This window comes from Streptomyces sp. NPDC058697 (genome assembly GCF_042715345.1).
In the GTDB taxonomy this organism is placed as follows: domain Bacteria; phylum Actinomycetota; class Actinomycetes; order Streptomycetales; family Streptomycetaceae; genus Streptomyces; species Streptomyces liliifuscus.
On sequence record NZ_JBHXSU010000025.1, the window covers coordinates 30,785 to 56,082 of the forward strand.

Below are 25,298 nucleotides of genomic sequence, written 5' to 3' on the forward strand. Positions count from 1 at the left end.
ACCCACCCCCATCAGCCCCCACCCACCCCTCAGCCCGTCCGGCGTTTGAGGACGAGCCCGGCAGCGCGATACGGGGGTTCGGGGGCGGAGCCCCTGAGGCAGGGACGGGAATGGGTAAGGGCGGCGGGGGCGAAAAACTCACCCCCGCCACCCCTCACGCCGACAACTCCTGCCGCAACGCATCCCGCAACCGAGCCGCCCGCTCGGAAACCTCCCCGGGCCCGAGCGACACGGCCCGATCGGCCCACCGCTGCCCCTCCGCCAGCTCCCCACGACGCGCGTAGACGAGGGCAAGCCGCAAAGCCGCCCGCCCATGCCCCGCATCAGCGGCCCGAGTCCACCACAGCGCAGCCTCCGGCTCACTCCCCTCCCGGGCGAGCAACAGCCCAAGATTGAACGCCCCGTTCCGAGACCCCGCCTCCGCCGCCTCCCGGTACCACCGAGCCGCATCCACGACATCCCCGCGCGCGGAGGCGAGCATCCCCACCCGCACCTGAGCCCGCCGATGCCCCTGGGAAGCGGCCCGCTCGTACCACTCCTCGCACTCGCTCTTCTCGGTCGCCGGCTCCCCCAACTCGTGCGCGGGCGCAGGCGGCCGCCGGGCGTCGAGCACGGTGGCCAGCCGATAGGCGGCCTCCGCGCTCCCGCCACCCGCGGCACACCGAAGGTGCCGCTCGGCGGCCCGCTCGTCCCCGTCCCGAAGACGCGCGATCCCCACCTGCAGCGCGGCCTCGGTGTGCCCGGCGGCAGCGGCCCGCTCGTACCACCGCAGGGCCGCCGCGTCCTCGCCCCGCCCGGCGTGCAGGATCCCGAGGTTGAAGGCGGCGTCCACGCTCCCGGCCTCCGCGGCCTTGGAGAACCACGGCTCGGCCCCGGACGCGTCACCGACCTGCAGCAGCAGAATGGCCAGCGCGTTCGCGGCCTCCCGGTGTCCCGCGTACGCCGCACGCCGGTACCACTGCTCGGCCTGCGCGGTCCGCGCCTGCTCGGCGCAGAGCAGCCCGAGGTTGTACGCGCCGTTCACATCGCCCGCGTCCATCGCGGCCCGGTACCACCGCTCGGCGGTCTGGGTCTCGCCCCGCTCGGCGTGCAGCGCGCCCAGCGCGTTGGCGGCGTTCCCGTCGCCGTCCTGGGCGGCCCGCAGCCACCACACGGCGGCGCTCTCGGTGTCGCCCGCGTCCCGCAGCAGGAACCCGAGCGCGCAGGCGGCCCGCGCCTCGCCGTCCTTGGCGGAGGTCAGATACCAGCGCCCGGCCTCCTTGAGCTCCCCGCGCCGCTCCAGGATCGCTCCGAGGTGCAGTGCGGCCCGCCGGTGACCGCGCGCGGCCGCCTGCCGGTACCACTGCTCGGCCTGCGCGGCGATCGTCGCCGCGACACCGTTGTCACCCTCGTCCTCGCCCGCCTGCACGGCCTTGCGGTCCAGCGTCCGCGCGAGCCGGTACGCCGCCTCGCGGTGCCCCCGCTCGGCGGCCGCGCGCATCCAGCCCCCGGCACCGGCGTCGCCGCGGTGCTCCAGGAGGTCGGCGAGCGCGTACGCGCCGAGGGCGTGGCCCTGCTCGGCGGACTGGCGCAGCCAGTACTCGGCGGCGGGCTCGTCCCCGCGCTCGCGGTGGTGGCGGCCCAGCGCGTGCGCGGCGGCCGCGGATCCGGCGACGGCTGCGATCCGCCACCAGCCGGCCGCCTCCTCGGCGTATCCGCGCTGGTGCAGGAGGACACCCAGGTTGTTGGCGGCGGCCCGGTCACCGGCCGCCGTGGCAGCGCGCAGCTGAGGCTCGGCCCCGTCGAGATCACCGCGGCGGAGCAGCATGGCTCCGAGAACGCTCATCGCCTCGACGTCGCCCGCCTCCGCGGCGAGTCGTCGACGAGCCTCCTCCGCAGCCTCGCCGGTCTCGTCCCGGTCGGAAGGCTGCACAAACCGCCCTGTCTCCAACAGAGTTGCCTTGTCCCCCATAACGTCCATCGTCGCACCACCTGCAACCTGGGTACACCTGGTATACCGCAGCCAGTGAGGTCACTTCAGCGTTTTGTCGACATGCCCACAGAGAGACAAGTGAAACACAGAATTCCCAACTCCAAGCGGATGGCGCAGCCTTCGCCGCAGCAGCACTGATGAGCGATGGGCACACGCACGCGGTCCCCGCGCGGTCCGAACACGGTCCGCACACGTAGAAGGACCCGGATCCTTAGAGGATCCGGGTCCTTCTACTTCAGTAGCGGGGACAGGATTTGAACCTGCGACCTCTGGGTTATGAGCCCAGCGAGCTACCGAGCTGCTCCACCCCGCGCCGTTGTGTTGCAACCGTACCACGGCGCGGGGTGGGCTTACTCAACTGCCCTGGTCACCGTCCTGTTGACCGCTCTCTTCCTTGTTGGCGTCGCTGTTGGCACCACTGGCCGAGCTGGCCTTCTGCTCCGCCTCGGAGGCGCGCTGGAGCGCGTCCTGAAGGTCCTCCTGGGCCTTGCCGTACGCCTCCCAGTCACCCTTCTTGAGGGCTTCCTCGCCGGCCGTGTAGGCGTCCTCGGCGTCGGCGATGGCCTTCGCCAGGTCGGTGTCGCCCGTCGTCGGTGGCGTCGGGGTCTCACCGTCCTTGGGCGGTGGCTCGGTGGTGTCCTCGCCGTCCACGCCGAAGACCGTGTTCAGCCCTTCGGCGAGGGTGTCCTTGAAGACGGTCTGGTCGCCGTAGGCGACGCCCACCTTTCTCAGCAGCGGGTAGTTGGACGTGCCGCCGCGCGCGTACACCGGCTCGATGTACAGGAACCCGCCGTTGAGTGGCACGGTCAGCAGGTTTCCGTACTCGATGTCGGAGTCCGTGCCTCTGAGGTTGCGGACGAACTCGGCGACGTCGGCGTTGCTGTTGAGCTCGCTCTGCACCTGTTGTGGACCTCTCACCGTGGAGGTCACTCTCAACAGCCTTATCGTGCCGTAGTCCTTGCTGGCCGCGTCCGCGTCCACCGCCATGAACGCCCCGAGGTTCGGGCGCCCGTTGGGCGTGAAGGTGGTGGTCAGCGAGAACTGCTGCGCGTTCTGCCCGGGCATCTTCAGGCTCAGGTAGTACGGCGGGACGGCACTGCTGTCCTTGTTGGTCGGGTCGTCCGGCACCTGCCAGGCGTCACTGCCGCTGTAGAACTGGGCGGCGTCGGTGACGTGGTAGCGGGTGAGCAGCTCACGCTGGACCTTGAAGAGGTCCTGCGGGTAACGCAGGTGCTCCATCAGCGACTCGCTGATGTCACCCTTCGGCTGCACGGTGTCCGGGAACGCCTTCATCCAGGTCTTGAGGACCGGGTCCTTGGTGTCCCACTGGTAGAGCTTGACCGAGCCGTCGTAGGCGTCGACCGTCGCCTTCACCGAGTTGCGGATGTAGTTGACGCGGTTCTGCTGCGCCACCACCGCCCGCTGGTTGTCGGTCAGCGAGTCCGCCGTGGTGTCTCCCAGCGTCGTACGGGAGGCGTAGGGGTACCCGTTGGTCGTCGTGTAGGCGTCGACGATCCACTGGATCTTGCCGTCCACGATCGCCGGATAGGCGTCGCCGTCGATGGTCAGCCACGGGGCAACGGCCTCGACGCGCTCCTTGGGCGTGCGGTTGTAGAGGATCCGGGAACCCTCGCCGATCGCGCCCGAGTAGAACATCTGCGGCTCGCCGAAGGCCACCGCGTACGCGGCGCGGTTGATCGGGTTGGCGAGGTTGACGCCGCTCTTGCCCTTGTAGCTGGTGGTCTTCTCGCCGTTCTCCTCGTAGTCGAGCTCCTTCTGCGGGCCGCCCACGATGGAGTACTGCTCGGTCTTCTCCCCGTAGTAGATCCGCTGCTCGTACTTGCCGAGGTCACCGGTGGTCGGCAGCCCCGACTCGGAGAAGTCGGGCGAACCCGGCGGATCGGAACCGGTCGCCGTGCCCCTGGCCGCGACCGCGCCGTAGCCGTGGGTGTACGTGAAGTGGTCGTTGATCCAGTTGCTCTTCGGGATGCCGTTCAGGTTCAGCTCGCGCAGACCGATGACGGTGTCCTGCTCCTTGCCGTTGGCGTCCGTGTACCGGTCGACATCGAGCGTGGAGGGGAACTGGTAGTACTTGCGCTCCTGCTGGAGCTGCTGGAAGGCCGGCGAGACGACGTTCGGGTCGATCAGCCGGTAGCTGGCGGCCGAGTCGGCGTCCTTGCGGATCTGCTGGGCGTTCTCGGTGCCGCCCTTGCCGGAGTAGTCCGTCACCTTGGCGTCGTCGATGCCGTAGGCCTCGCGCGTCGCCTTGATGTTCTTCTCGACGTACGGGGCTTCCTTGGCCTGCTCGTTCGGCTGAACCTGGAACTTCTGGACGATCGCCGGGTACAGACCGCCGATCAGGATCGCCGAGAGCACCATCAGGCCGAAGCCGATGACGGGCAGCTGCCAGGTGCGCCGCCACAGGGTCGCGAAGAACAGCAGGGCGCAGATGACGGCGATGCAGAACAGGATCGTCTTGGCGGGCAGATACGCGTTCGCGTCGACGTACCTCAGGCCCGTCCAGTTGTCCGTCGCCTTGAAGTCACTGGACTTCACCGCGAGGCCGTACCGGTCGAGCCAGTACGCGACCGCCTTCAGGGCGACGAAGAGGCCGAGCAGCACCGAGAGATGCCCGGTGGCCGCGGCCGTGGCGCGCGCTCCGGGGCTGGTGATGCGCAGCCCGCCGTACAGGTAGTGGGTCAGCGCGGCGGCGATCACCGAAAGGATCGCGGCCGCGAATCCGAAGCCCAGCAGGAAGCGGTACCAGGGCAGATCGAAGGCGTAGAAGGCGATGTCCAGGTGGAACTGGGGGTCCTTCTGGTTGAAGGGCACTCCGTTCACCCACAACAGCCACGTACGCCACTGGCCCGCCGCGGAGGCGCCCGCGATCAGCCCGACCAGGGCGGTGATCCCGAGAAGAATCCACTTCTTGTACGGGGCCACGCCCATCCGGTAGCGGTCCAGGCTCTGCTGCTCCATCGACATGGCGCTCAGTGGCGGCCGCAACCGGTGGGCCAGCCAGATGTTCACGCCGACGGCCGTGGCCATCAGCAGTCCGAAGACGAAGAACAGGCCGATCTTGGTCCACAGGGTGGTCGTGAAGACGGACGAATACTTGACCGACCGATACCAGAGCCAGTCCGTCCAGAACCCCGCGAACATGACGAAGGCCATGGCCAGCACGGCCAGTACGCCCAGTGTCATGAGCAGGGTCCGGACGCGCCGGGACGGTCGGCCCACTCTGATCCGTGGCCCCGTCGGGCCTCCGCCGCGGTCCGGCATCTGGAAAGCCAAGGTGCGCACCTCGAAGTTCGCTGTTGGTATCTGGGGGCCCCGCAAACGCCGGGCCACATCTATGCAACTTACTGATGCTTTACTCGGTTCCCGCTTCGGGGGCCGAACGAGGCAGGATTGTGACCATGTCCAACACCGCCTCCTCAGGCACACCCATGGCGGCCGGGCCCCTCACCCGTGCCGTCCTCGAGATCGACGAGTACGTAGCGGGGCTCGGCTGGGACCAGCCCGCCCGTCTCTTCGCCCTGGTCGACACCGGCCGGCTGCGCTCCCAGGAACCGGGACTCGCCGAGCGCCTCGGTCTGACCGAAGACGCCCCCGAGGGCACCCTTACCCCCATTGAGCAGGACGAACTCCCCGCGGGCAGCCCGCTGGACGAGTTCCTCGGCACCATCGCCTGGCCGGACTCGGTGGTCGGCTGCGCCCTGTCCGTGGAGCGGCTGATGCTCCCGCCGTCCGCGGAGGCGTCCGTACCGGACGGCCTTGACGAGAAGCGGCTGGCGAAGTGGGTCGCCGAGCACCCGGAGCGCCAGGAGGTCCGGATGACCGTCGCGGTGCTGCGCGGCGGGAAGCGCGAATCGGCGCTGCGGCTGCGCGAGAAGGACGCGGCGACGGACGTCCTCACCGGATCCGACCTCGTACCGGGCCTGGCCGAGGCCCTGACGGCAACGTTCGCGGAGTAGCGAGAAAGGGGCCGGCCCGCCGCGAGTGCCCTAGCTCCTGGTGCACTTCGGCAGGTCGGCCGTCTTGCCGCCGCGGATGTCCTTGAGGGCGGTCATCGCGTCGTCGATGGTGTCGACCTTGACGAGTGTGAGCCCCTCGGGGACGTCACGGGCGGCGGCCGCGCAGTTGTCCTTGGGCGTCAGGAAATACTGGGCGCCCTTGTCGCGGGCGCCGACCGTCTTCATCTCGATGCCGCCGATCGGGCCGACCTCACCGTCGTCCGTGATCGTGCCGGTGCCGGCGACGAACTTGCCGCCGGTGAGGTTGCCCGGCGTCAGCTTGTCGACGATGCCGAGGGCGAACATCAGACCGGCGCTGGGGCCGCCGACGTCGGCGAGCTTGATGTCGATCGTGAACGGCAGCGTGTGGTCGGTCCCGGCCGAGATTCCGACGATCGCCCGCTGCTCGCCGGTGTCCTCGGACTTGGCGGTGGTGATCGTGATCTCCTCGGTCCTGGTCGCCGTCCGGTTCTCCTTCTCGGCAGCAGCCTGTTCCTTGGCGGGCACGATGGTGAAGACGACCTTCTCACCGGGCTTGTGCTTGGTGACCAGCTTCGCGACGTCGTCGGGTGCCTTCACCGTCGTACCGTCGACGGCCTTGATGACGTCACCGGCGTGCAGCCTGCCCTCGGCGGGGGTGTCCTTGACGACCGTGGAGACGATCACCCAGGACTTCACCCGGATGTCCAGCTCCTTGAGGGCCGCGACCTTGGCACTCTCCTGGGACTGGCTGAACTCCTCGGCGTTCTCCTGCGTCGACTGCTCCTCCGTCTTGCCGTTCGGATAGAGCGTGTCGTGCGGAACGACCTTGTTGTCGTGGGCCAGCCACCCGTACACGGCCTCGACGAGGTTCATCTTGTAGTCGGCGCTGGTGACCCGGACGGTGGTCATGTTCAGATGCCCGGTCGTCGCGTAGGTCTTGCGACCGGAGATCTGGAGCACCGGCTCGCCGTCGTGCTCCCCGAGTGTGTTCACCGTCGGACCCGGTGACATCTCCGAATACGGCACATTGATGAAGACCCCAGCGCACAGGAGCGCGATCAGCATCAGGGTGGAGGCGAGCATCGTCGCGGTGCGGCGTGGCATGGAACGACAGTACGGGACCGGTCTGTCAGCGCACCGTCAGGGCCGTCCGTCCGGGGAATCCGGGCCGGTCAGGCGTCCGTGTGCAATTGCTCCGACTTCTCCGGGTTCTCCGACTTCTCCATGGCCTCGCGGAAGCGTGTGTAGCCCGCGAGCTCGGTGCCGTCCCCGAGGGCCTTTCGGTTCCGTCCGGCCCAACTGCCCCACAGTCCGGCGCCGATCGCGGCCAAAAGCGGAATCAGCAACCAGGCGAGCGCCGCCATGCCGACCTCCCAACCCCATGAGCGACCGCAACTGACTGATCAGCAGATTAACCATCCGCATGTTCAACGCTCACGGCAGGGGTCGGGTTACGCAACCGGAACGGCGGACAGGAGTGGCCGCTGGGACTGAGGTGGCCCCTGGGACCTCAACAGGCCCCGACCCACTCCTCCGTACCGTCGGAAAAAGTCTGGTGCTTCCAGATCGGGACCTCGTGCTTGAGATCGTCGATCAGCTTCCGGCACGCCTCGAACGCCTCGCCCCGATGCGGACACGAAACGGCGACGACCACCGCGAGATCACCCACCCGAAGATCACCGATCCGGTGCACCGCGGCAAGCGCCCGCACCGGATACTCGGCGACGACCTTCTCGGCAACCCGCCGCATCTCGGCCTCGGCACTCGGATGACAGGAGTACCCGAGCGCGTCGACATCGGCACCCCCGTCATGATTCCGCACGGTCCCCACGAACAGCGCGGTCCCCCCGGAGGCATCGTCCCCGACAGCCCGAAAAACCTCGTCCAAGGAGAGGGCGGTCTCCCGAACGGCCAACAACTTGATGGGCTCCCGAGCGGCCAGCTCCCCGGGATGATCATTCATGGATGCCATACCCCCATCGTGCCCCACCCCGCCAACCCCACGGAATACACTTTTCCCCCGCACGCACGCGTGCACGATTGGAGCCTCCTACAGGGAGGCCACTTTCCAGCCCAGTCCAGGCACAACCAGCCCGTCCGGCGCTTGAGGACGAGGCCGTCCAGGCCGATCACCCACCCCACCCACGGTCGTCCCACCCACCCCCAGCCCGTCCGGCGCTTGAGGACGAGCGCGTTCAGCGCGATACGGGGGTCTGGGGGCGGAGCCCCCGGAAAGGGACGGGAATGGGAAGGGGCGGCGGGGGCGAAAAACCCCACGCCCCAGCCCCACCACCTCAGATCCGCCGCCGAGCCTTCCGAGCCCGCCGCACCAACGCAGCCGTACCCAACAGAGCAACAGTCGCCCCCGCGGCCCCCGCGGCAGTCGCATCCTTCCGCCCAAGCCGCCGCCCGGCCAACGTGTGCCGCCCGGCAACCTCCTCAAGAAGCTCCGCGAGGACCTCCTCATTGGTCCACTGCGGCCGCCACCCGGCATCGTGCAGCCGGCTCCCGCTCACCACCCAGGGATACATCGTGTAGGCGAGATCCCCCGCAGGAGACGGCGTGAGCCCGATCCGGTGCAGCCGAGCCGCGGCCCCCAGCGCGACGGCCGACGGCAACTCCATCCGCCGGATCCCGCTGAGCTCCTCGACCTCCTCCTGCTCCAGCCACCCCTCGCACCCGACGGCCAGCTCCCCTTCGACCTTCTCCAGGACGGCGTACTCCAGAGCCCCGCACAGGTCCTCGACGTGACAGAACTGCCAGGCGGGCCGCGACCCGGCGACGACCAGCAGCCGGGGCGACTCGAAGTACCGCGTGAGGGCCGTGTCGGTCCCTCCGACCAGCACGGCAGGCCGTACGACGGTGACGTTGAGCCCGGGATGCGCACGCGGCGCCCGCCGCGCGAGCCGCTCGACCTCAAGGAGGTCCCCCACTCCCGTGGCCTCCGCGGTCGCCTGCAGTTCGGCGTCTTCGGAGAGGGGCAGTTCGTTGTCGGGCAGCGCTCCGTAGACCATCGCCGAGGTGCAGAGCACGACACGGTGCACCCCGGCCGCCGCGGCGGCCGTCAGCACGGTCTGTGTCCCCCGCACGTTGTAGGCCGTTCGTGCGGCCGGGTCCGTCTCCAGGTCGAGATCGAGCGCGAGGTGCACCACGACGTCCGCGCCGCGCAGCTTCTCGGCGATCGCCGGATCCCGCACATCCAGGATGTGCCACTGCGCGGCCGCGCACTCACCGCGCCGCTCGTCGATGGCGATGACCTGCTTGATCTCGTCGCTGGCGGCGAGCCGCTCGGTGAGCATCGCGCCGATTCCGGCGGCGGCTCCGGTGATCGCGACGACGGGGCCGCGTAGAGCAGGATTGGTTGAAGGGTTTCGCGCTGCGCGAACCTGTGGATCTGGGGAACTCACCGGGCGTCTCCAGCGGTTGTCTTCAGTAAGAACGCGCGTGACGCGTACGTACCAGGTGGCATCCATCCTGCCGCAGCCGCTGTGTCGGCGAAGCACCGAGGCCCGAACCGGTTGTGGTGTCTACGCTGGGTGGTGATGTAGGGCAGCCGCCGTCGGAGCGAACCGGCGGCCTTAACAGCCGAGGAATCCCGTGAGTGACACCCCATTCGGATTCGGCCTTCCGCCGGAGGAGCCGGACGACGGCGACGAGGGCAAGAAGAAGGACCAGCAGAGCGGTGGTGGTCAGGGACCTGCCAACCCGTTCGGTTTCGGGCCCGGAGGACCGGGTGGCGACAACCCGCTCGCAGCCATGTTCGGTTCGCTGAACCCCAACGACCTGGGCGCCGCGTTCCAGCAGCTCGGCCAGATGCTCTCGTACGAGGGCGGGCCGGTGAACTGGGACATGGCCAAGCAGATCGCCCGCCAGACGGTGTCCCAGGGCACTCCCGACGGCACCAAGGACGCGAGCATCGGCCCCGCCGAGCGCACCCAGGTCGACGAGGCGGTGCGCCTGGCCGACCTGTGGCTGGACGACGCGACGTCACTGCCGTCCGGCGCCGGTTCCGCGGTCGCCTGGAGCCGCGCGGAGTGGGTCGAGGCGACCCTGCCGGTGTGGAAGGAGCTCGTCGACCCGGTCGCCGAGCGGGTCGGCGCGGCCATGGGCGACGTACTGCCCGAGGAGATGCAGGCCATGGCGGGCCCGCTCCTCGGGATGATGCGCTCCATGGGCGGCGCCATGTTCGGTACGCAGATCGGGCAGGCCGTCGGCGTGCTCGCGGGCGAGGTCGTCGGCTCGACCGACATCGGCCTGCCGCTCGGCCCGGTCGGCAAGGCCGCGCTGCTGCCGCTGAACATCGAATCGTTCGGCAAGGACCTGAGCGTCCCCCAGGAGGAGGTGCGGCTGTATCTCGCCCTGCGCGAGGCCGCCCACCAGCGGCTCTTCGCCCACGTGCCGTGGCTGCGCTCGCACCTGTTCGGCGCGGTCGAGGGGTACGCGCGCGGGATCAAGGTCGACACGGCGAAGCTGGAGGACGTGGTCGGCCAGTTCGATCCGCAGAACCCGGAGGAGCTGCAGCAGGCACTCCAGCAGGGCATGTTCCAGCCGGAGGACACGCCCGAGCAGAAGGCCGCTCTGGCCCGCCTGGAGACGGCGCTCGCGCTCGTCGAGGGCTGGGTGGACGCGGTGGTCCACTCGGCCGCGAAGCCGCGTCTGTCGTCCGCCGACGCGCTGCGGGAGACGCTGCGCCGCCGCCGTGCGACCGGCGGCCCCGCCGAGCAGACCTTCGCCACGCTGATCGGCCTGGAGCTGCGCCCGCGCCGCCTGCGGGACGCCTCGCGCCTGTGGGCCTCGCTCACGGACGCGCGCGGTGTCGACGGCCGCGACGGCCTGTGGGCGCACCCGGACATGCTGCCGACCGCCTCCGACCTTGACGACCCGGACGGCTTCGTGCACCGCGAGCAGCTGGACTTCTCCGAGCTCGACAAGATGCTCGGCGAGGCCGCGAGCGGCCCCTCCGAGAAGCCGAACTTCACGAAGGACGAGCCCAAGGACGACGAAAAGGGCGAGGAAAAGGGCGACGACGACAAGTGAGCCTGTACGACGACGCCGTCCTGGCCCTGAAGGGCATCGAGGGCCAGGAGGAGCTGCGACAGGCCTATCTCGACCATCTGGAGGCGCATCCGGACGGCATGTGGAAGGCCTGCACGGCTGGGCACGTCACGGCGAGCGCCCTGGTGATCGATCCCGGGCACGGCAGGGTGCTGCTGACGCTCCACAAAAAACTGCGGATGTGGCTCCAGATGGGTGGTCACTGCGAGCCCGGTGACACCACCCTGGAGGCCGCCGCCCTGCGCGAGGCCACGGAGGAGTCGGGCATCGCGGGTCTGACCCTGCTCCCGGGCGGGCCCGTCCGCCTGGACCGGCATCCCATCCCGCCACCCTGCCACTGCCACTTCGACGTGCAGTACGCGGCCGTGGCCGAGCCGGGCGCCGTCCAGGAGATCAGCGACGAGTCCCTGGACCTGCGCTGGTTCCCGTACGACGAGGTGCCAAAGGTGGCGGACGACTCGGTCGTCCGTCTCCTGGCGGCGACGCGAGCAAGGCTCTGAAGAGGCACGTGTAAGGGGCGGCCGCAACAGCGACCGCCCCTTACACACGCGTCCCCTTAGGGGCGCGGGGAACTGCGCGCCCAGCCACGACGGCCCCGCAGCCAACCACCGCCCCGGACCTTTCCCGAGGCACTCCGAAGAGTGCCAAGCGAAAGTTCCTAGCTCCAGGCGTTGCCCTGGTTCTGCCCCCGGGCCCCCTGCTGCCCCATCCCGTACTGGGCAGAAAGACCCGACCCGATCGCCGCATTCTGCGGCGGCAGCATCTCGCTGGGCTGGACGAGCGCGTACCCCTGCCCCATGAAGCTGAGCTCCCAGCCCTCACCGGTGTTGCCGCGGCGCCGGAACACGCCGGAGGAGTGGGTCTGGGCCTGCATCTGTACGCGCAGACTCGTGGACCAGGCGACGATCGCGTCGGCGTCGCAGTTGACGTACCGGTCCGGCGTGACCTGAAGCATCAGCGGCATGCCCGATGTCATCAGGGCGACCTTGCCGCGCCCGGTGATGTTGAGCTGGTACTTGCCGGAGCCGGAGATCCCGTACTGACTGTCCACGGCGATCACCTCGTGGTGCAGCGAGGAGTCCATGGCCAGGACATAGCTGCTGTCCACGGTGAGGCCGTCCTGGTCCACGTCCACCACATGGATGTGCTGGGCGAGGTTGGCCAGGAAGACGGTGCCCTGCCCGTGGCAGCGCATCAGGTCGAGGCCTTCTCCGGTGTGGGCGCGCGAGCGCTGCTGACCGGAGTTCTGGTACTCGGCGTCGAACTCCACAAGACCCTGGTACGCGACCATGGTGCCCTTGCGGGCCAGCATGTCGTCGTGCCCCTCCAGGACGACGCGCAGCATCTGCTTGTTCTGCAGGCTGTAGCGCTCCTGGGACTGCTGGTCGTTGTAGGCGAAAAGCGGGCTCTGCATGGTGTGTGTGCTCCCCCTCAGCCCCGTACCCGGAGGCGGTCGGTGCTGTCCTCGCTGGGCTGGACGACGACGATGCCCTGTCCGGAGAAGGCCATCTGGAAGGCCTCGCCGCTGCCCCGCCCGATCAGGGACTGCGCCTTGAAGCTGCGCTTGCCCTTCACCTTGAGGTTCGGGGACCAGGCGACGAGCGCGTCCGGGTCGACGTACGTCTCGTCCTCGCCGCCGCCGCAGTCGACGACGATGGGCTTGCCCCGGGAGGTCAGTGCGACCCAGCCCTGCCCGGAGATCTTGGTGTTCCACAGACCCTGTCCGGCGAACTTCGCCAGCCCCTTGACGCGCTCGACACCCCAGGTGAGGTGCGCGTCGAAGGCGAGCAGGTTGGTGGCGTTGACGGAGATCGCGTCGCCGTTGAGGTTGATGACGACGACGTTCGCCCCGTAGTCGGAGAGGTACAGCAGACCGTCTCCGGAGCACTTCATCAGGGGTGCGCCCTCGCCGGTCATCCAGTCCTTGGCGATCTGGCGCACGGCCGGCGGATTCGGCTCGTACTGGACGAAGCCTTCGTAGGCGACCATCGACCCCACGCGCGCGAGGAGGTCGTTTCCGGTCTGCATGGCGACCTTGAGCATGTGGTTGCCGTGGTTCTCCATGCGTGCGGCAACGGGTGCCGGGGCGAAGCCCGCGAGCTGCTGGTTCATAGGACGGGCTCCCTCAGACCTCGTACGGCTGGACGACGATGAAATTGCCGGGCGCGCCGCGGAACTGGAGGTTCACGCTCTCTCCGGTGTCGCCCGGGTAGGCGTTCCGGCGCATCCGCACCTGGCTGGAGACGATCACCTGGGAGGCGGCGGACCACGCGACGACGGCGTTGCAGTCGGCGAACGTCGTCGGCGTCACGGGCAGCACGACGGGCACGCCACGCGTCTTGACGACGATCGTGCCGGTCCCCTGGAACTGCATCGTGAACAGGGCCCCTCCGGGGATGCCGTGCCCTTCGACGCGGCGCACCTCGTACTGGAGTGTCTCGTCGAAGGCGAGAACGCTCTCCGCGGAGACGCAGACGGCGTCGCCCTGCAGTTCGATCGGGTGCAGCATCGCGGAGTTGTCCGCGAGGAACACCTGGCCACGGCCCGAGCAGCGCATCAGCTGCATCTCCTGGCCGGTCGCGTTGCCCACGATCCGCCCGGAGAACCCGGCGCCCTTGTAGCTGAAGTCGACCTTGCCCTGGTAGAGCACCATGCTGCCCTGGCGGGCCAGTACGGCCTGGTCGCCGCCCATGCCTAGGTCGACACGGACCATCTTCTTGTTCTGCTGGGTCCAGCGCTGCCCGGTGGGTGTCTCCTTGTACGCCTGCAGCGCCGCGGTGACACCGGCGCCTCCCTGGGGAACGCCCTGAGGCACTCCGTAGGCGGCGGGCGCACCCGGCACACCCGGCGCGCCGGGCTGACCGGGCACCTGGCCGAACGGCGGCTGCTGACCGTAGCCGGGAGGCGGGGTCGGCTGGCCGTAGCCCGGGGGCGGAACGGGTGCCTGGGGCGCCTGAGGTGCCTGCGGCTGTCCGTAGCCGGGCGGCAGGGGCGCGGTCTGGCCGGGGGCCTGGCCGTACGGAGGCTGCTGCTGGCCGGGCTGCCCGTAGGGCGCGGGGGCGGGAGCCGGAGGCGGTACCGGGGCACCGCCGGGCGGGGTGAGGGGCGCGATGATGGTCGGCGCCGCGTGCACCGAAGGCGCGGGCGCCGGCGGTGGCGTGGCTCCCTGGGGCGGTGCGAAATGGGCGGCAGGCTGCGGTGCCGGAGCCGGCACGGCGGGGCCCGCCGGTGCGCCGAACGCGGGCGGTGCGGCGGCCTGGGCGGGCGGCGCGAACGAGGGCGCGGCGGCCCCCGGTGCCGGGGCCGCGGGCTCCTCCTCGGCGACCTCGCCGCCGAAGTTCTTCAGCAGCGCGTCGAGCCCGCCGTCGAAACCCTGTCCGACCGCGGCGAACCGCCAGACGTCCTTGAGGTAGAAGTCGCCCAGCATCACGGCGCGTTCGGTGGAGAACTCGCCACCGTTGAAGGAGTAGCGGGCCACCTCCTCGCCGCCCGCGACGATGCGGAGGTACCCGGGGGCGACCTGCGACATCTGCCCGGTGCCGTCGATCGTCGCCGTGAAGGACAGCTTCTGGATCTGCGCCGGGATCCTGTCGAGCGTGACGCGGAAGGACTCCGTGTCGCCCGCCTGCGCACCGAGAAGCTGGATGGACTCTTCGGGGGTCTTCGGCTGGTTGAAGAAGACGAAGAACCGGTCGTCCGAAAGCTGTTCGTCGGCGTCCAGACCGAAGCAGCTGATGTCGAAGGTCAGTCCGGGGCCGGTGATCTGCACACCTACGTACAGATCGGTGCCCGCGGTGAGGTCACTGATCTTGGCCTTGTGGCCGCGTTGGAATTCCCTGGCCATGCGTAACGACCGTCCCCCATCCCGAATACAAGTGCGTCGCGTCAGGCTAACGGCAAAATCCGGCCGCGGACCAAGCCGGTACAGACCCGGTACAGAATCCCTGCTTCGAGGGGTCCGGCCAGCGTTTCGGTGCCGGACGGGCGTCGGGCCGACGTCACTCGCCGCGGGTGGCGGGCAGGTGGGGCAGCCGGTCGGCGGCGACCACTCCTTCGAGGTATCCGCGGGCCCGCTCGGTCCGCGGATAGGCCTCCAGAAGCCGCCAGAAGTCGGGGCCGTGGCCGGGAACGAGCAGATGCGCGAGTTCATGGACGAGGACGTAATCCACGACGTACTCGGGCATGCCCTGCAGCCGGTGCGAAAGACGGATACTGCCCTCGGCGGGGGTGCACGAGCCCCAGCGGGTGTTCTGATTGGTGACCCAGCGGACCGAAGTGGGCCGGGCCCGGCCGTCGAAGTACAGATCGGAGAGCCGCGCGGCCCGCTCGGACAGCTCCGTGTCGCCGAGCACCCGCTTGTTCTCCTGGGCGGCCAGCTTGTCGAGCATGACGCTCACCCAGCGCTGCTCCTCCGCCTCGGACATCCGGGCGGGGATGAGCACGACGGTGCGATCGCCTTCACGGTACGCGGAGACCGTTCTGCGCCGTCGCGCGCTCCTGCGGACCTCGATCGCGCTCGCCCCCGAGCCGCTTGGCGGCTGGCTCGTCGTGCTGCGCTGTGGGTTTCCGGCGCGGTGCAGTGGGTCGGCGGGCACGCCCCGACGTTACCCGTTGCACACGGGGGAAGTCCCGCCTCCGGGACGCATCGATGCCGAACCGCACCCCACGCGCTCGATTTGTACGACGAATATCCACTGCCTGTGGACAACTTTCGGCACGCGCCGGGCAATGCGGGCATGCTGACATTCGACCGGCGGAGCATGACGAACACCCGCCGGCGCAACGGGGACGTACGGGGGTCGCTCATGCATCCGATGGTGAAACCCGCGCTGCGGCGCGGCTGGCGGGATCTCAACACCGTGCAGTTCGGGATGGCACCCGCACACGCGATGGTGCTCGGCCCGATGGACACGGCGACAGGCAGTCTCCTGACCTTGTTCGACGGCACACGCGGACTACCTCTGTTACGCGACGAGGGTCGCCGCATGGGTCTGCCCGACGGCCATGTCGACGGTCTCGTGGAGCGACTGGCCCAGGCGGGACTGCTGGACGACGCGACGGGCGGCGGCCCGGCCGCCGATGCTTTGCGCAAGAAACCGGCGGTCCTGGACCGGCTGCGGCCCGATGCCGCATCGCTCACCCTGGTCGCTCCCGAACCGGGCGAGGCCATGCGCCGGCTGGCCGCCCGCCGCTCACTGCGCGTACAGGTGCGGGGCGCGGGCCGGGTCGGCGTGGTCCTGGCCGCGGCGCTGGCGGGAGCGGGCGTGGGCCAGGTCGACGTGCACGACGGCGGCTGCGTCGAGCCGTGGGACGTGGCTCCGGGCGGGCTGCCCGTCGAATCCATCGGTGAGCGCAGGGACGAGGCCGCACGCCGTGCGGTGCGCCGTGCGGCACCGAACCGCCCGCCCCGGCGTGGCAGCGCGCGCCCGGCTCCCGAGGAAGAGGATCCGGGCCTCTCCCTCGTGATCATCACGCCTCGGGACGGTCTCGCCATCCACGCGCCCGACCCGTCGGCCGCCGAGCCCCTGATCGACTCCGGAACACCCCATCTGTACGCGGGGGTGGTGGAGGGCACAGGAGTCGTCGGCCCGCTCGTCCTGCCCGGCGACACGGCCTGCGCGGGCTGCCTGGATCTGGGACGCACCGACCGGGACCCGACGTGGCCACGCCTGCTGGCACAGTGGCGTTCCGCCCAGTCCCGGCACGTACCGGCGTGTGATCTGGCGCTGTCCACCGCGGTCGCCGGGCTGGCCGCGGGGCATGCGCTCGCTTTTCTGGACGGGGAACAGCCGTCGAGTGCGGGGGCCCGCTGGGAGGTCTCGGTGCCTGGTTTCGACTGGCACTCGACGCCGGTGTGGGAGCATCCCGCATGCCGCTGCGGGGCCGCGGAGAAAGTTAAGGGGGAGCAGACCTCGGACGACGAAGGGCCGCACGAGACAATGGCCGGGCAACAGCCGCACGCGGCACGGCTGTCCGGTACTTGGAGGGCGCATGTCTGATCTTCCCCGGAAGGCGGTCACCCGAACCGCCAAGCTCGCCGCACTACCGCTCGGCTTCGCCGGGCGGGCCACCTGGGGACTCGGCAAACGAATCGGCGGCAAGTCCGCCGAGCTCGTGGGCCGCGAGCTGCAACAGCGCACGGCGGAGCAGCTCTTCAAGGTGCTCGGCGAGCTAAAGGGCGGCGCCATGAAGTTCGGACAGGCCATGTCCGTCTTCGAGTCGGCGCTGCCCGAGGAGGTCGCGGGCCCCTATCGCGCGGCGCTGACGAAACTCCAGGAAGCGGCCCCGCCGATGCCGACCCGCACGGTGCACTCCGTGCTGGCGGAGCGGCTCGGCGAGGACTGGCACGACCTGTTCCTGGAGTTCGAGGACAAGCCCGCCGCGGCGGCCTCGATCGGCCAGGTGCACCGGGCGGTGTGGCACGACGGCCGGGAGGTCGCGGTCAAGGTGCAGTACCCCGGGGCGGGCGAGGCCCTGCTGTCCGACCTGAACCAACTGAGCCGTTTTGCCCGCCTTCTGGGGCCGTTGATTCCCGGCATGGACATCAAGCCGCTCATCGCTGAGCTGCGCGACCGGGTGTCCGAGGAGCTCGACTACGCCCTGGAGGCACAGGCACAGCGGGCGCACGCGGAGGAGTTCGCGGACGACCCGGATGTACTGGTGCCGGCCGTGGTCCACCAGTGCGAGCAGGTCCTGGTGACGGAGTGGATCGACGGGATCCCCCTGTCCGAGGTGATCACCGACGGCACGCAGGAACAGCGCGACCGGGCAGGCCAGCTCCTGGCCCGCTTCCTCTTCTCCGGCCCGTCCCGCACCGGCCTGCTGCACGCGGACCCGCACCCGGGCAATTTCCGCCTCCTGCCGGACGACCCCGAGGACGCCGAGGGCCCCGGCGGCAAGGGCGGCTGGCGGCTGGGCGTCCTGGACTTCGGCACGGTGGACCGCCTGCCCGGCGGCCTGCCTCCGACTATCGGCGACTCGCTCCGTATGACCCTCGACGGCGACGCCGAGGCGGTCTACGACCTGCTCCGCGAGGAGGGCTTCGTCAAGGAGTCCATAGAACTCGACCCGGACGCCGTTCTGGACTACCTGCTCCCCATCATCGAGCCGGCCCAGGCCGACGAGTTCACCTTCACCCGCGGCTGGATGCGCAGCCAGGCGGCCCGCATCGCCGACCCCCGCTCCCCCGCACACCAACTCGGCAAGCAGCTCAACCTGCCCCCGGCGTACCTGCTGATACACCGGGTGACCTTGAGCACCATCGGTGTGCTGTGCCAGCTGGGAGCGACGGTACGACTGCGTGACGAACTGGAGGAGTGGCTGCCGGGGTTCGCACTGGACGACGACGAGACACTGCCGGAGGGCGAATCAGCGGCTGAGGCCTGAGTTCGGGCTGCCGTTCTTTGAGCGGGAGGGGTGGAAGGCGGGGGGAGGGGGAGGGGCCCCAAGAGGACTCCGAAGTTCACCACCAAGCCGAGTCCAGTCGGCCCTCGATCGCTCTGAGGTTGGTCCGGGCGCAGTCGTCGCAGATGTAGTGGCGGGCGCCGTTCTCGACGGAGAAGGTCCAGGTGAGTGGCGGGTCCTCTGATGTCGCGCCGCAGCGGGCGCACACGATGGGCCGGGGCTCCGCGGTGGAGCCGCCGCTGTCACTGTCCCCGGGAAGACTCGTCACGTGGTGACGATAACTCCGGGATCCGCGGTTGGAGAGGCACAACGCACCACGGGGGCCGGTCCGTTCGGACCGGCCCCCGCATCAGCTGTTGCCTGTGCTGCCGTTGCGAGAACGGCTCTACTGCATGACCGCCATGGCCAGTGCGCGGCGGGCGCGGCGTGAGGCGCGCTCGGCACGGCGCTGCATGCGGCGAGCGGCCACCAGGCGCATCGCCCGGCGTTCCTGCTCCGCCTCATGCAGCCGGTCGTGCATATGCGCACGAGCCAGGGCTTCTGGGATGAGTTGCATCTCTCGGGTCCTGTTCTGGCGCGTGTCGTTCGCGCCGGTGGAGGTGAAGTCTGGGATTGCGGAGCCGGCGGGCTCGCTGGTGGACGGCTTCATCGGGACCTGCTTCTTGGGGTCGTGCGTCAGGGGGCGATCGATCGTTCCTAGGGTGTTCATGCCGCAACCGGGTTCTTGCGCGGGCGGCCACGCGGCCGCTTCCGGGCGACAACGACGCCCTGGACGAAGAGCTCGCCACCCCAGACGCCCCAGGGCTCACGCCGCTCCTTGGCGCCGGCGAGGCAGGCCTCGATCAGCGGGCAGGTGCGGCAGAGGGACTTGGCGTACTCGACGTCGGCCGGCGACTCGGCGAAGAAGACCTCCGGGTCGTAGGAGCGGCAGGGGACGGGTACGCCGAGGTTCTCGATGGCGTCGTCGAGCGCGGTGAGCGCAGTGAGCGGGGTCAAGGTGGAGTCCTCCGTGAGGCCGGGCGGGGGGATCGTTTCGGAAGGCGGTACGGACGGGGCGTGCGCTTCGAGTTGCACGATTGGTTCTTCCTCGTCTGGTCGTGCCGGCCGGTTGGCCGGTTGGCGGCTGGTACCGGGTTCTTTTCTTGTCCCGAGGCCCCTTCGCTCTGTCGTCCCTGGTCGGGGACAAACAGAAGGGCCGCGGATCCCGGGTGGGGTTCCGCGGCCCTGAAGGCGCCGGCCTGATCGTCGATCAGGCTGGATCACTCCAGGGTTCAGGCCCACGGAAGGCCCACATCGTGTGGTGCGTCTGCTTGGCGGCTCCGGCACCGGTGGCCGCAAAGGCATAGGCCTGCGCCTGTGCCTCTACTGCTTCCAGTGCCTTCATCGGTCGCTCATTGCGCTCACGGACAGGGAGACCCGAGAGAGACACGGAGGACGCCGGCCGGACGGCGGCAATGCCGGACAGACCGGTGCCCAGGTTCGAGAAGCCGAGCAGGCACGTGGAGACGACCGAGCAATCGGTCAATTTGACGGTGCTGACGGAGCTGCTGTTGATGCTGATCACTGGAATCGCCTCCTCTCGGCGTCTCTGGGACCGGGCGAGCCGGTCCGACGGTTATTAAGTACAGCACGAAACCAGGGCCTTCGAGAAGGCCGCCGTTTCCGTGCTTTAGAACCTATGGGGATTGCTGGGGCATGCGCAAACTATTTTCTCGACGAGTTTGAATCAGTCCGCGTCCGCGCCGTCCTCAAGTTCCTGACCTGCACAGATGGCGAGAACGTCGTCTCCGTAGCGGTTGAGCTTGCGGGCGCGGACCCCTGGGATGCGGGACAGCTCGACCGGAGTGGACGGCACCGCTTCCGCGATGGCCATCAGGGTCTTGTCCGTGAAGACGCAGAAGTCCGGCTGCCCGCTGCGCTGTGCCTGGACGGCCCGCCAGCCGCGCAACCGCTCGTAGAGGCCTTCGTCCATGTCGGAGGGGCAGTCCTCGCAGCGCATCAGTTTCATCTCACCGGCGTCGTTGAGGGTGCGGCCGCAGACCCGGCAGCGGGCGGGGGTGCGGTTCGCCCGTCGTGTGACGCCGGGGGCGCTGCCGGGAGCGCCGCGCTCGATGCCGCCCGCGCCGAGGGGGCCCGCCGGGCCGCCGCGGTTGGCCGTGGTGACGGAGCCGGGGCGCAGTCCGTCGAGGAAGCGGCTGGGTCGCCGGTTGGGCCGGCCGCCGGGTGAGCGGGACAGGGCCCAGGAGACGGAGAGGTGCTCTCTGGCGCGGGTGACGCCGACGTAGAGGAGGCGGCGCTCCTCCTCGATCTGTTCGTCGGTCTTCGCGTAGGTGATCGGCATCATGCCTTCGGCGACGCCGACCAGGAACACGACGTCCCACTCCAGGCCCTTGGCGGAGTGGAGGGAGGCGAGGGTGACGCCCTGGACGGTCGGGGCGTGCTGGGCGCCGGCGCGTTCGTCGAGTTCGGCCACGAGGTCGCCCAGGGTGGCGTCGGGTTTGGCGGCGGCGAAGTCCTGGGCCAGGTGGGCGAGGGCGGCGAGGGACTCCCAGCGCTCTCTGACGGCCCCGGAGCCCGCGGGGGGCTGGTGGGTCCAGCCGTCTCCCGACAGGACGGCTCGCACCTGCGAGGGCAGGTCGGGGGCGTCGTCGAGGAGTGAGTCGTTGCCCCCGAAGCGGGCTGCTCCGCGCAGGGCGTGGATGGCTCTCTTCACCTCGGGCCGGTCGAAGAAGCGCTCGGCTCCGCGCAGTTGGTAGGGCACTGCGACGTCGGCGAGGGCCTGTTCGTAGATCTCGGACTGCGAGTTCGTACGGAAGAGGATCGCGATCTCGCTCGCGGGGATGCCGGAGGCGATGAGGTCGCGGATGCGGCGGGCGGCGCCTTCGGCCTCGGCGGGCTCGTCGGTGTACTCGGTGTAGCCGGGTTCGGGGCCCGCGGTGCGCTGGGAGATCAGCTCCAGGCGGTGGTCGGCGGCGCGGCCGCGGGCCTGGGCGAGCAGGCCGTTGGCGAGGTGGACGACCTGGGGCGTGGAGCGGTAGTCCCGGACGAGTTTGACGACCGTGGCTCCGGGGTGGCGGGTGCGGAAGTCGAGGAGGTGGTCGGGGGTCGCGCCGGTGAACGAGTAGATGGTCTGGCTGGCGTCGCCGACGACGCAGAGGCTGTCGCGCTCGCCGAGCCACAGTTCGAGGAGGCGCTGCTGGAGGGGGCTGACGTCCTGGTATTCGTCGACGACGAAGTGCTGGTACTGGGCGCGGACCGCTTCGGCGATGTCGTGCTGGTCCTGGAGGATGGCGACGGTGAGCAGCAGGACGTCTTCGAAGTCGATGACGCTGCGGTCGCGTTTGAGGTCCTCGTACGCAGCGTAGAGCTGGGCGATCTCGGCGCGGTCGCGGGGGGCTTCGCGGCCGGCCTTGGCCGCGGCGGCGGCGTAGTCGGAGGGGACGGTCTGGGTGACCTTGGACCATTCGATCTCGGCGGTGACGTCCCGGAGCTCGCCGCGGTCGAGGCGGACACGGCAGCCGGCCGCGGCGTCGGCGACGAGCTGGATCTTGCGGTCGACGATCCGGGGCAGGCTGCCTCCGACTGCTTTCGGCCAGAAGTACTGGAGCTGGCGCAGGGCTGCGGAGTGGAAGGTGCGGGCCTGGACTCCGGAGGCACCGAGCTGGCGGAGGCGGCCGCGCATCTCTCCGGCGGCGCGGTTGGTGAAGGTGACGGCGAGCACGCTGGAGGGCTGGAGGATCCCGGCGCGTACTCCGTAGGCGATGCGGTGGGTGATGGCGCGGGTCTTGCCCGTACCGGCTCCCGCCAGGACGCACACCGGGCCGTGCAGGGCGGTGGCGACCTCGCGCTGCTCGGGGTCGAGCCCTTCCAGTACCGCGTCGGCCGTGTCGGGGGCCTGCGGGAAGAGGGTGGAATGCGTTGCTGCTGTCACCCCGCCATGCTGCCAGGTCGGCGGAGACGGGTGCGCCGGTTGTCCACAGGGAGGTGCTCGCAGTCGTACTAATGCGGCAGGCGCCCTGCCCTGCGGCGACGGCACCGCCCCTTTCACCGGAGCCGTCCCGCGCCGTGTGCACCGGCTCTCTCCCTTGCCGCGTACGGGAATGGTGGCCAGGTCGCGTACGTTCCATGACTGCGAAGACGCACTCCCCTGCAGCGAAGGAGCATGAGAGACATGCTGGGCACTGTGACGATGTACAGCACCACGTGGTGTGGCTACTGCCGCCGGTTGAAGGGCCAGATGGACCGCGAGGGCATCACGTACAACGAGATCAACATCGAGCAGGACCCGGCGTCGGCGGCCTTCGTGGAGAAGGCGAACGGCGGGAACCAGACGGTTCCCACCGTCCTCTTCCCGGACGGTTCGACGCTGACGAACCCTTCGCTGGCGCAGGTCAAGCAGAAGATCGGCGCGTAGTCGGTACGTGCCTCAGGCGGCCGCTCCGCGCGTCGGCAGGGGCTTGCCGTACCAGAGCTCGATCAGGCGGGCCGCAATCGAGATGCCGTACGGAGGCAGGACCTCCCCGGATTCGAAGGCGGCCCGCAGGTCTTCGCGGGAGAACCAGCGGGCTTCCTGGATCTCCTCGCCGTCGACGTTGATCTCCGCCGAGGTGGCGCGGGCCATGAAGCCCAGCATGAGGCTGGAGGGGAAGGGCCAGGGCTGGCTGGCGATGTACTCGACCTCGCCGACGGTGATGCCGGCCTCTTCGAAGACCTCGCGGCGGACCGACTGCTCGATGGACTCGCCGGGCTCGACGAAGCCGGCGAGGGTGGAGAAGCGGCCTTCGGGCCAGTGGACCTGGCGGCCGAGGAGGATGCGGTCCTCGTGGTCGGTGACGGCCATGATCACGGCGGGGTCGGTGCGCGGGTAGTGCTCGGCGCCGCAGGCGGGGCAGCGGCGGATGTGGCCGGCCGCCGCGATCACGGTGCGTTCGCCGCAGCGGGAGCAGAAGCGGTGCAGGCGCTGCCAGTTCTCCAGGGCGACCGCGTGCACCATCAGGCCGGCGTCGCGCTGTGAGAGGAGCAGGCCGGCTTCGCGCAGGCCGGCCGCGCGCGCGGACTGGTCCATACGGCCCGGGAGGGCGTCCTTCTGGAGTGCGAAGTAGCTGACGCCGTCGTCGTCGGTGCCCAGGAAGTAGCGGTGCGCCTCGGTGAGGGGCGCCTCGAAGGACGGGGTCATGACGAGTTCGGTGGTGCCGTCCGCCGTCTCGTCGATGAGGACCTGGCCGCCGGAGACCACGAAGGCGCGGGTGGTGGGGTGGCTCCACGCCGCGGCGAGCCAGGCCTCGTCGAGCCGGTGGTGGGCGGCCCGGTCGATGCCGCTCGGGGCGGTGAGCGAGATGGGACGGTCGGCGGTGTGGTCGGTCCAGGTGGTCACGGGTGCTTCCAACTCCCCCGGTGGAACGGTTGTTTCGTCGGGTGGTTCGGCGGCTGTACGGCAGGACGTGTTCGACGGGGCCTCTTCAGTGTGCATCGCGCCAGTTCTCGGCCAGATCGCCCCACAGGTAGGCGGTGGTTTCGACGCCCTTGAGAAGCAGGTCGAGTTCGACCTTCTCGTTGGGTGCGTGCCAGCCGTCGGACGGGACGGAGATGCCGAGGAACAGCACCGGTGCGGCGAGGACGTCCTGGAGGTCCGCGGCGGGCCCTGATCCTCCCTCGCGGGTGAAGCGGATCTCCTGCTCGAAGGCGCGGCCCATGGCGCGTGCGACGGACTGCAGCGCCGGGTGGTCGAGCGGTGTGAGGCAGGGGCGGGTGGCGGCGGCGAAGATGATCTCGTGGCGGATTCCGGCGGGCAGCCGCTCGGCGGTCCAGGCGCGGACGATCTTCTCGATGTGGTCGGGGTCCTGTCCGGCGACGAGCCGGAAGGAGAGCTTCACCATGGCGGAGGACGGGATGATCGTCTTGCTGCCGGGGCCTTGGTAGCCGCCGCCGATGCCGTTGACCTCGGCGGTCGGCCGGGCCCAGATCCGCTCCAGGGTGGTCTGTCCGGCCTCTCCGTGGGTGGCCGTCGACCTGGCGGTGCGCAGCCACTCCGCCTCGTCGAAGGGCAGTTCGGCGAAGAGTTCGCGCTCGCGGTCGGTGAGTTCGGCGATGCCTTCGTAGAAGCCGGGGATCGCCACGCGCGCGTGCTCGTCGTGCAGGGCGGCGACGAGGCGGGCGGCGGCGGTGGCCGGATTGGGTACGGCACCGCCGAAGGCGCCGGAGTGGATGTCCTGGTCGGGCCCGTGGAGCTCGATCTCGCACTCGGCGAGGCCGCGCATGCCGGTGCACACCGTGGGAGTGGTCTCGGACCACATGCTGGTGTCGGAGACGATCACGGCGTCGGCGGCGAGGCGGTCCTGCCGCTCTTCGACGAGTGCGCGGAAGTGCGGGGAGCCGGACTCCTCCTCGCCCTCGATGAGCAGCTTCAGGTGGACGGCGGGGGCGGTGCGGCCGGTGGCGGCGAGGTGGGCGCGGACGCCGAGTGTGTGGAAGAACACCTGGCCCTTGTCGTCGGCGGCCCCGCGCGCGTGGAGGCGGTTTCCGCGGACGACGGGCTCGAAGGGGTCGCTGTCCCAGCCGTCCTCGAGGGCCGCGGGCTGTACGTCGTGGTGTCCGTAGACGAGGACCGTGGGTGCCTGCGGGTCGTCGGAGGGCCATTCCGCGAAGACGGCCGGGGCGCCGGGTGTCGCCCAGACCTCGCAGGTCGGGAAGCCGGTCTCCTGGAGCTTGGCGGCGAGCCAGTCGGCGCTGCGCCGTACGTCCGCTGCGTGTTCGGGCTGGGCCGACACGGACGGGATGCGCAGCCACTCGGCGAGGTCGTCGAGGAAGGCGGCACGGTGCTGCTCGATGTACGCGCGGACGGCGCTGTCCGGAGTCTTGCTCATGGTCAC

At 70.0% G+C, this 25,298-nt stretch carries 23 protein-coding genes and 1 tRNA gene; 6 read left to right on the top strand and 18 right to left on the bottom strand.

Going from position 1 to position 25,298, the window contains the following annotated elements:
* Nucleotides 1–154: 154 nt before the first annotated feature.
* The 3 genes from ACFWXQ_RS37920 to ACFWXQ_RS37930 form a co-directional block, all read right to left on the bottom strand.
* Nucleotides 155–1,960 (bottom strand): sel1 repeat family protein, encoded by a 1,806-nt coding sequence (locus ACFWXQ_RS37920; RefSeq protein WP_383941135.1) that lies wholly within the window; start codon nucleotides 1,958–1,960, stop codon nucleotides 155–157.
* A 251-nt stretch (nucleotides 1,961–2,211) separates the two neighbouring features.
* Nucleotides 2,212–2,285: transfer RNA gene (locus ACFWXQ_RS37925), tRNA-Met, on the bottom strand.
* Between the two features lie 41 nt (nucleotides 2,286–2,326).
* Nucleotides 2,327–5,254 carry a UPF0182 family protein gene (locus ACFWXQ_RS37930; RefSeq protein ID WP_383941143.1) on the bottom strand — a complete coding sequence of 976 codons (2,928 nt, stop codon included), beginning with the start codon at nucleotides 5,252–5,254 and terminating at the stop codon, nucleotides 2,327–2,329.
* Between the two features lie 137 nt (nucleotides 5,255–5,391).
* On the opposite strand from ACFWXQ_RS37930, the gene ACFWXQ_RS37935 reads away from it, so the two are divergent.
* On the top strand, nucleotides 5,392–5,949 hold the full coding sequence (locus ACFWXQ_RS37935; RefSeq protein ID WP_055618589.1) for a PPA1309 family protein: 558 nt from the start codon (nucleotides 5,392–5,394) through the stop codon (nucleotides 5,947–5,949).
* A gap of 30 nt (nucleotides 5,950–5,979) precedes the next feature.
* On the opposite strand, the gene ACFWXQ_RS37940 is transcribed toward ACFWXQ_RS37935, so the two are convergent.
* The 4 genes from ACFWXQ_RS37940 to ACFWXQ_RS37955 all read right to left on the bottom strand — a co-directional run bounded on the left by ACFWXQ_RS37940 (nucleotide 5,980) and on the right by ACFWXQ_RS37955 (nucleotide 9,377).
* Entirely contained in the window at nucleotides 5,980–7,074 is a 1,095-nt protein-coding gene (locus ACFWXQ_RS37940) for a PDZ domain-containing protein (RefSeq protein ID WP_383941132.1), read from the bottom strand.
* Nucleotides 7,075–7,142: 68 nt separating this feature from the next.
* Nucleotides 7,143–7,334 (bottom strand): hypothetical protein, encoded by a 192-nt coding sequence (locus ACFWXQ_RS37945; protein WP_359719633.1) that lies wholly within the window; start codon nucleotides 7,332–7,334, stop codon nucleotides 7,143–7,145.
* Nucleotides 7,335–7,480: 146 nt separating this feature from the next.
* Nucleotides 7,481–7,942: a molybdenum cofactor biosynthesis protein MoaE gene (locus ACFWXQ_RS37950; protein WP_383941129.1), complete on the bottom strand. Its 462-nt coding sequence runs from the start codon at nucleotides 7,940–7,942 to the stop codon at nucleotides 7,481–7,483.
* 322 nt (nucleotides 7,943–8,264) lie between these two features.
* Nucleotides 8,265–9,377 (bottom strand): SDR family oxidoreductase, encoded by a 1,113-nt coding sequence (locus ACFWXQ_RS37955; protein ID WP_307521588.1) that lies wholly within the window; start codon nucleotides 9,375–9,377, stop codon nucleotides 8,265–8,267.
* 190 nt (nucleotides 9,378–9,567) lie between these two features.
* On the opposite strand from ACFWXQ_RS37955, the gene ACFWXQ_RS37960 reads away from it, so the two are divergent.
* Nucleotides 9,568–11,007 (top strand): zinc-dependent metalloprotease, encoded by a 1,440-nt coding sequence (locus ACFWXQ_RS37960; protein ID WP_383941126.1) that lies wholly within the window; start codon nucleotides 9,568–9,570, stop codon nucleotides 11,005–11,007.
* Nucleotides 11,004–11,525 (top strand): NUDIX hydrolase, encoded by a 522-nt coding sequence (locus ACFWXQ_RS37965; protein ID WP_383941123.1) that lies wholly within the window; start codon nucleotides 11,004–11,006, stop codon nucleotides 11,523–11,525. Before ACFWXQ_RS37960 ends, ACFWXQ_RS37965 begins: the two co-directional genes overlap by 4 nt.
* A gap of 158 nt (nucleotides 11,526–11,683) precedes the next feature.
* Here the strand turns inward: ACFWXQ_RS37965 and ACFWXQ_RS37970 are convergent, their stop codons facing one another.
* The 4 genes from ACFWXQ_RS37970 to ACFWXQ_RS37985 form a co-directional block, all read right to left on the bottom strand.
* On the bottom strand, nucleotides 11,684–12,439 hold the full coding sequence (locus ACFWXQ_RS37970; RefSeq protein ID WP_359937893.1) for an AIM24 family protein: 756 nt from the start codon (nucleotides 12,437–12,439) through the stop codon (nucleotides 11,684–11,686).
* A 17-nt stretch (nucleotides 12,440–12,456) separates the two neighbouring features.
* Nucleotides 12,457–13,137, bottom strand: a complete 681-nt coding sequence (locus ACFWXQ_RS37975; RefSeq protein WP_055610520.1) for an AIM24 family protein — start codon at nucleotides 13,135–13,137, stop codon at nucleotides 12,457–12,459.
* A gap of 13 nt (nucleotides 13,138–13,150) precedes the next feature.
* Complete coding sequence (locus tag ACFWXQ_RS37980) at nucleotides 13,151–14,869, bottom strand: TerD family protein (protein WP_383941118.1); 1,719 nt, start codon at nucleotides 14,867–14,869, stop codon at nucleotides 13,151–13,153.
* A gap of 154 nt (nucleotides 14,870–15,023) precedes the next feature.
* A complete protein-coding gene (locus tag ACFWXQ_RS37985) occupies nucleotides 15,024–15,620 on the bottom strand; it encodes a M48 family metallopeptidase (protein ID WP_190229728.1) in 597 nt (198 codons plus the stop codon).
* Between the two features lie 210 nt (nucleotides 15,621–15,830).
* Here ACFWXQ_RS37985 and ACFWXQ_RS37990 point away from each other — a divergent pair, with 210 nt between their 5' ends.
* Both ACFWXQ_RS37990 and ACFWXQ_RS37995 read left to right on the top strand, forming a co-directional pair.
* Nucleotides 15,831–17,024, top strand: coding sequence for a TOMM precursor leader peptide-binding protein (locus ACFWXQ_RS37990; protein ID WP_383941141.1), 1,194 nt, complete (start codon nucleotides 15,831–15,833; stop codon nucleotides 17,022–17,024).
* Complete coding sequence (locus ACFWXQ_RS37995; RefSeq protein WP_383941115.1) at nucleotides 17,017–18,411, top strand: ABC1 kinase family protein; 1,395 nt, start codon at nucleotides 17,017–17,019, stop codon at nucleotides 18,409–18,411. Before ACFWXQ_RS37990 ends, ACFWXQ_RS37995 begins: the two co-directional genes overlap by 8 nt.
* Before the next feature lie 76 nt (nucleotides 18,412–18,487).
* Here the strand turns inward: ACFWXQ_RS37995 and ACFWXQ_RS38000 are convergent, their stop codons facing one another.
* From ACFWXQ_RS38000 to ACFWXQ_RS38020, 5 genes are all read right to left on the bottom strand, one after another.
* On the bottom strand, nucleotides 18,488–18,697 hold the full coding sequence (locus ACFWXQ_RS38000) for a hypothetical protein (protein ID WP_383941112.1): 210 nt from the start codon (nucleotides 18,695–18,697) through the stop codon (nucleotides 18,488–18,490).
* A gap of 117 nt (nucleotides 18,698–18,814) precedes the next feature.
* Nucleotides 18,815–19,138 (bottom strand): hypothetical protein, encoded by a 324-nt coding sequence (locus ACFWXQ_RS38005; RefSeq protein WP_383941109.1) that lies wholly within the window; start codon nucleotides 19,136–19,138, stop codon nucleotides 18,815–18,817.
* Nucleotides 19,135–19,503, bottom strand: a complete 369-nt coding sequence (locus tag ACFWXQ_RS38010) for a WhiB family transcriptional regulator (RefSeq protein ID WP_099499760.1) — start codon at nucleotides 19,501–19,503, stop codon at nucleotides 19,135–19,137. The genes ACFWXQ_RS38005 and ACFWXQ_RS38010 overlap by 4 nt, the downstream gene beginning before the upstream one ends.
* 175 nt (nucleotides 19,504–19,678) lie before the next feature.
* The gene (locus tag ACFWXQ_RS38015) at nucleotides 19,679–19,993 is read right to left on the bottom strand and encodes a hypothetical protein (RefSeq protein WP_383941107.1); all 315 of its coding nucleotides are present in this window, start codon (nucleotides 19,991–19,993) and stop codon (nucleotides 19,679–19,681) included.
* A 162-nt stretch (nucleotides 19,994–20,155) separates the two neighbouring features.
* Entirely contained in the window at nucleotides 20,156–22,465 is a 2,310-nt protein-coding gene (locus ACFWXQ_RS38020; protein ID WP_383941105.1) for an ATP-dependent DNA helicase UvrD2, read from the bottom strand.
* Nucleotides 22,466–22,600: 135 nt separating this feature from the next.
* Between ACFWXQ_RS38020 and ACFWXQ_RS38025 the strand changes: the two genes are divergently transcribed.
* The gene (locus ACFWXQ_RS38025) at nucleotides 22,601–22,843 is read left to right on the top strand and encodes a mycoredoxin (RefSeq protein WP_055610529.1); all 243 of its coding nucleotides are present in this window, start codon (nucleotides 22,601–22,603) and stop codon (nucleotides 22,841–22,843) included.
* Between the two features lie 12 nt (nucleotides 22,844–22,855).
* On the opposite strand, the gene nudC is transcribed toward ACFWXQ_RS38025, so the two are convergent.
* Together nudC and ACFWXQ_RS38035 are read right to left on the bottom strand one after the other, a co-directional pair.
* On the bottom strand, nucleotides 22,856–23,803 hold the full coding sequence (gene nudC, locus ACFWXQ_RS38030) for an NAD(+) diphosphatase (protein ID WP_383941100.1): 948 nt from the start codon (nucleotides 23,801–23,803) through the stop codon (nucleotides 22,856–22,858).
* Nucleotides 23,804–23,888: 85 nt separating this feature from the next.
* The gene (locus ACFWXQ_RS38035) at nucleotides 23,889–25,292 is read right to left on the bottom strand and encodes a dipeptidase (RefSeq protein WP_383941097.1); all 1,404 of its coding nucleotides are present in this window, start codon (nucleotides 25,290–25,292) and stop codon (nucleotides 23,889–23,891) included.
* Nucleotides 25,293–25,298 lie beyond the last annotated feature (6 nt).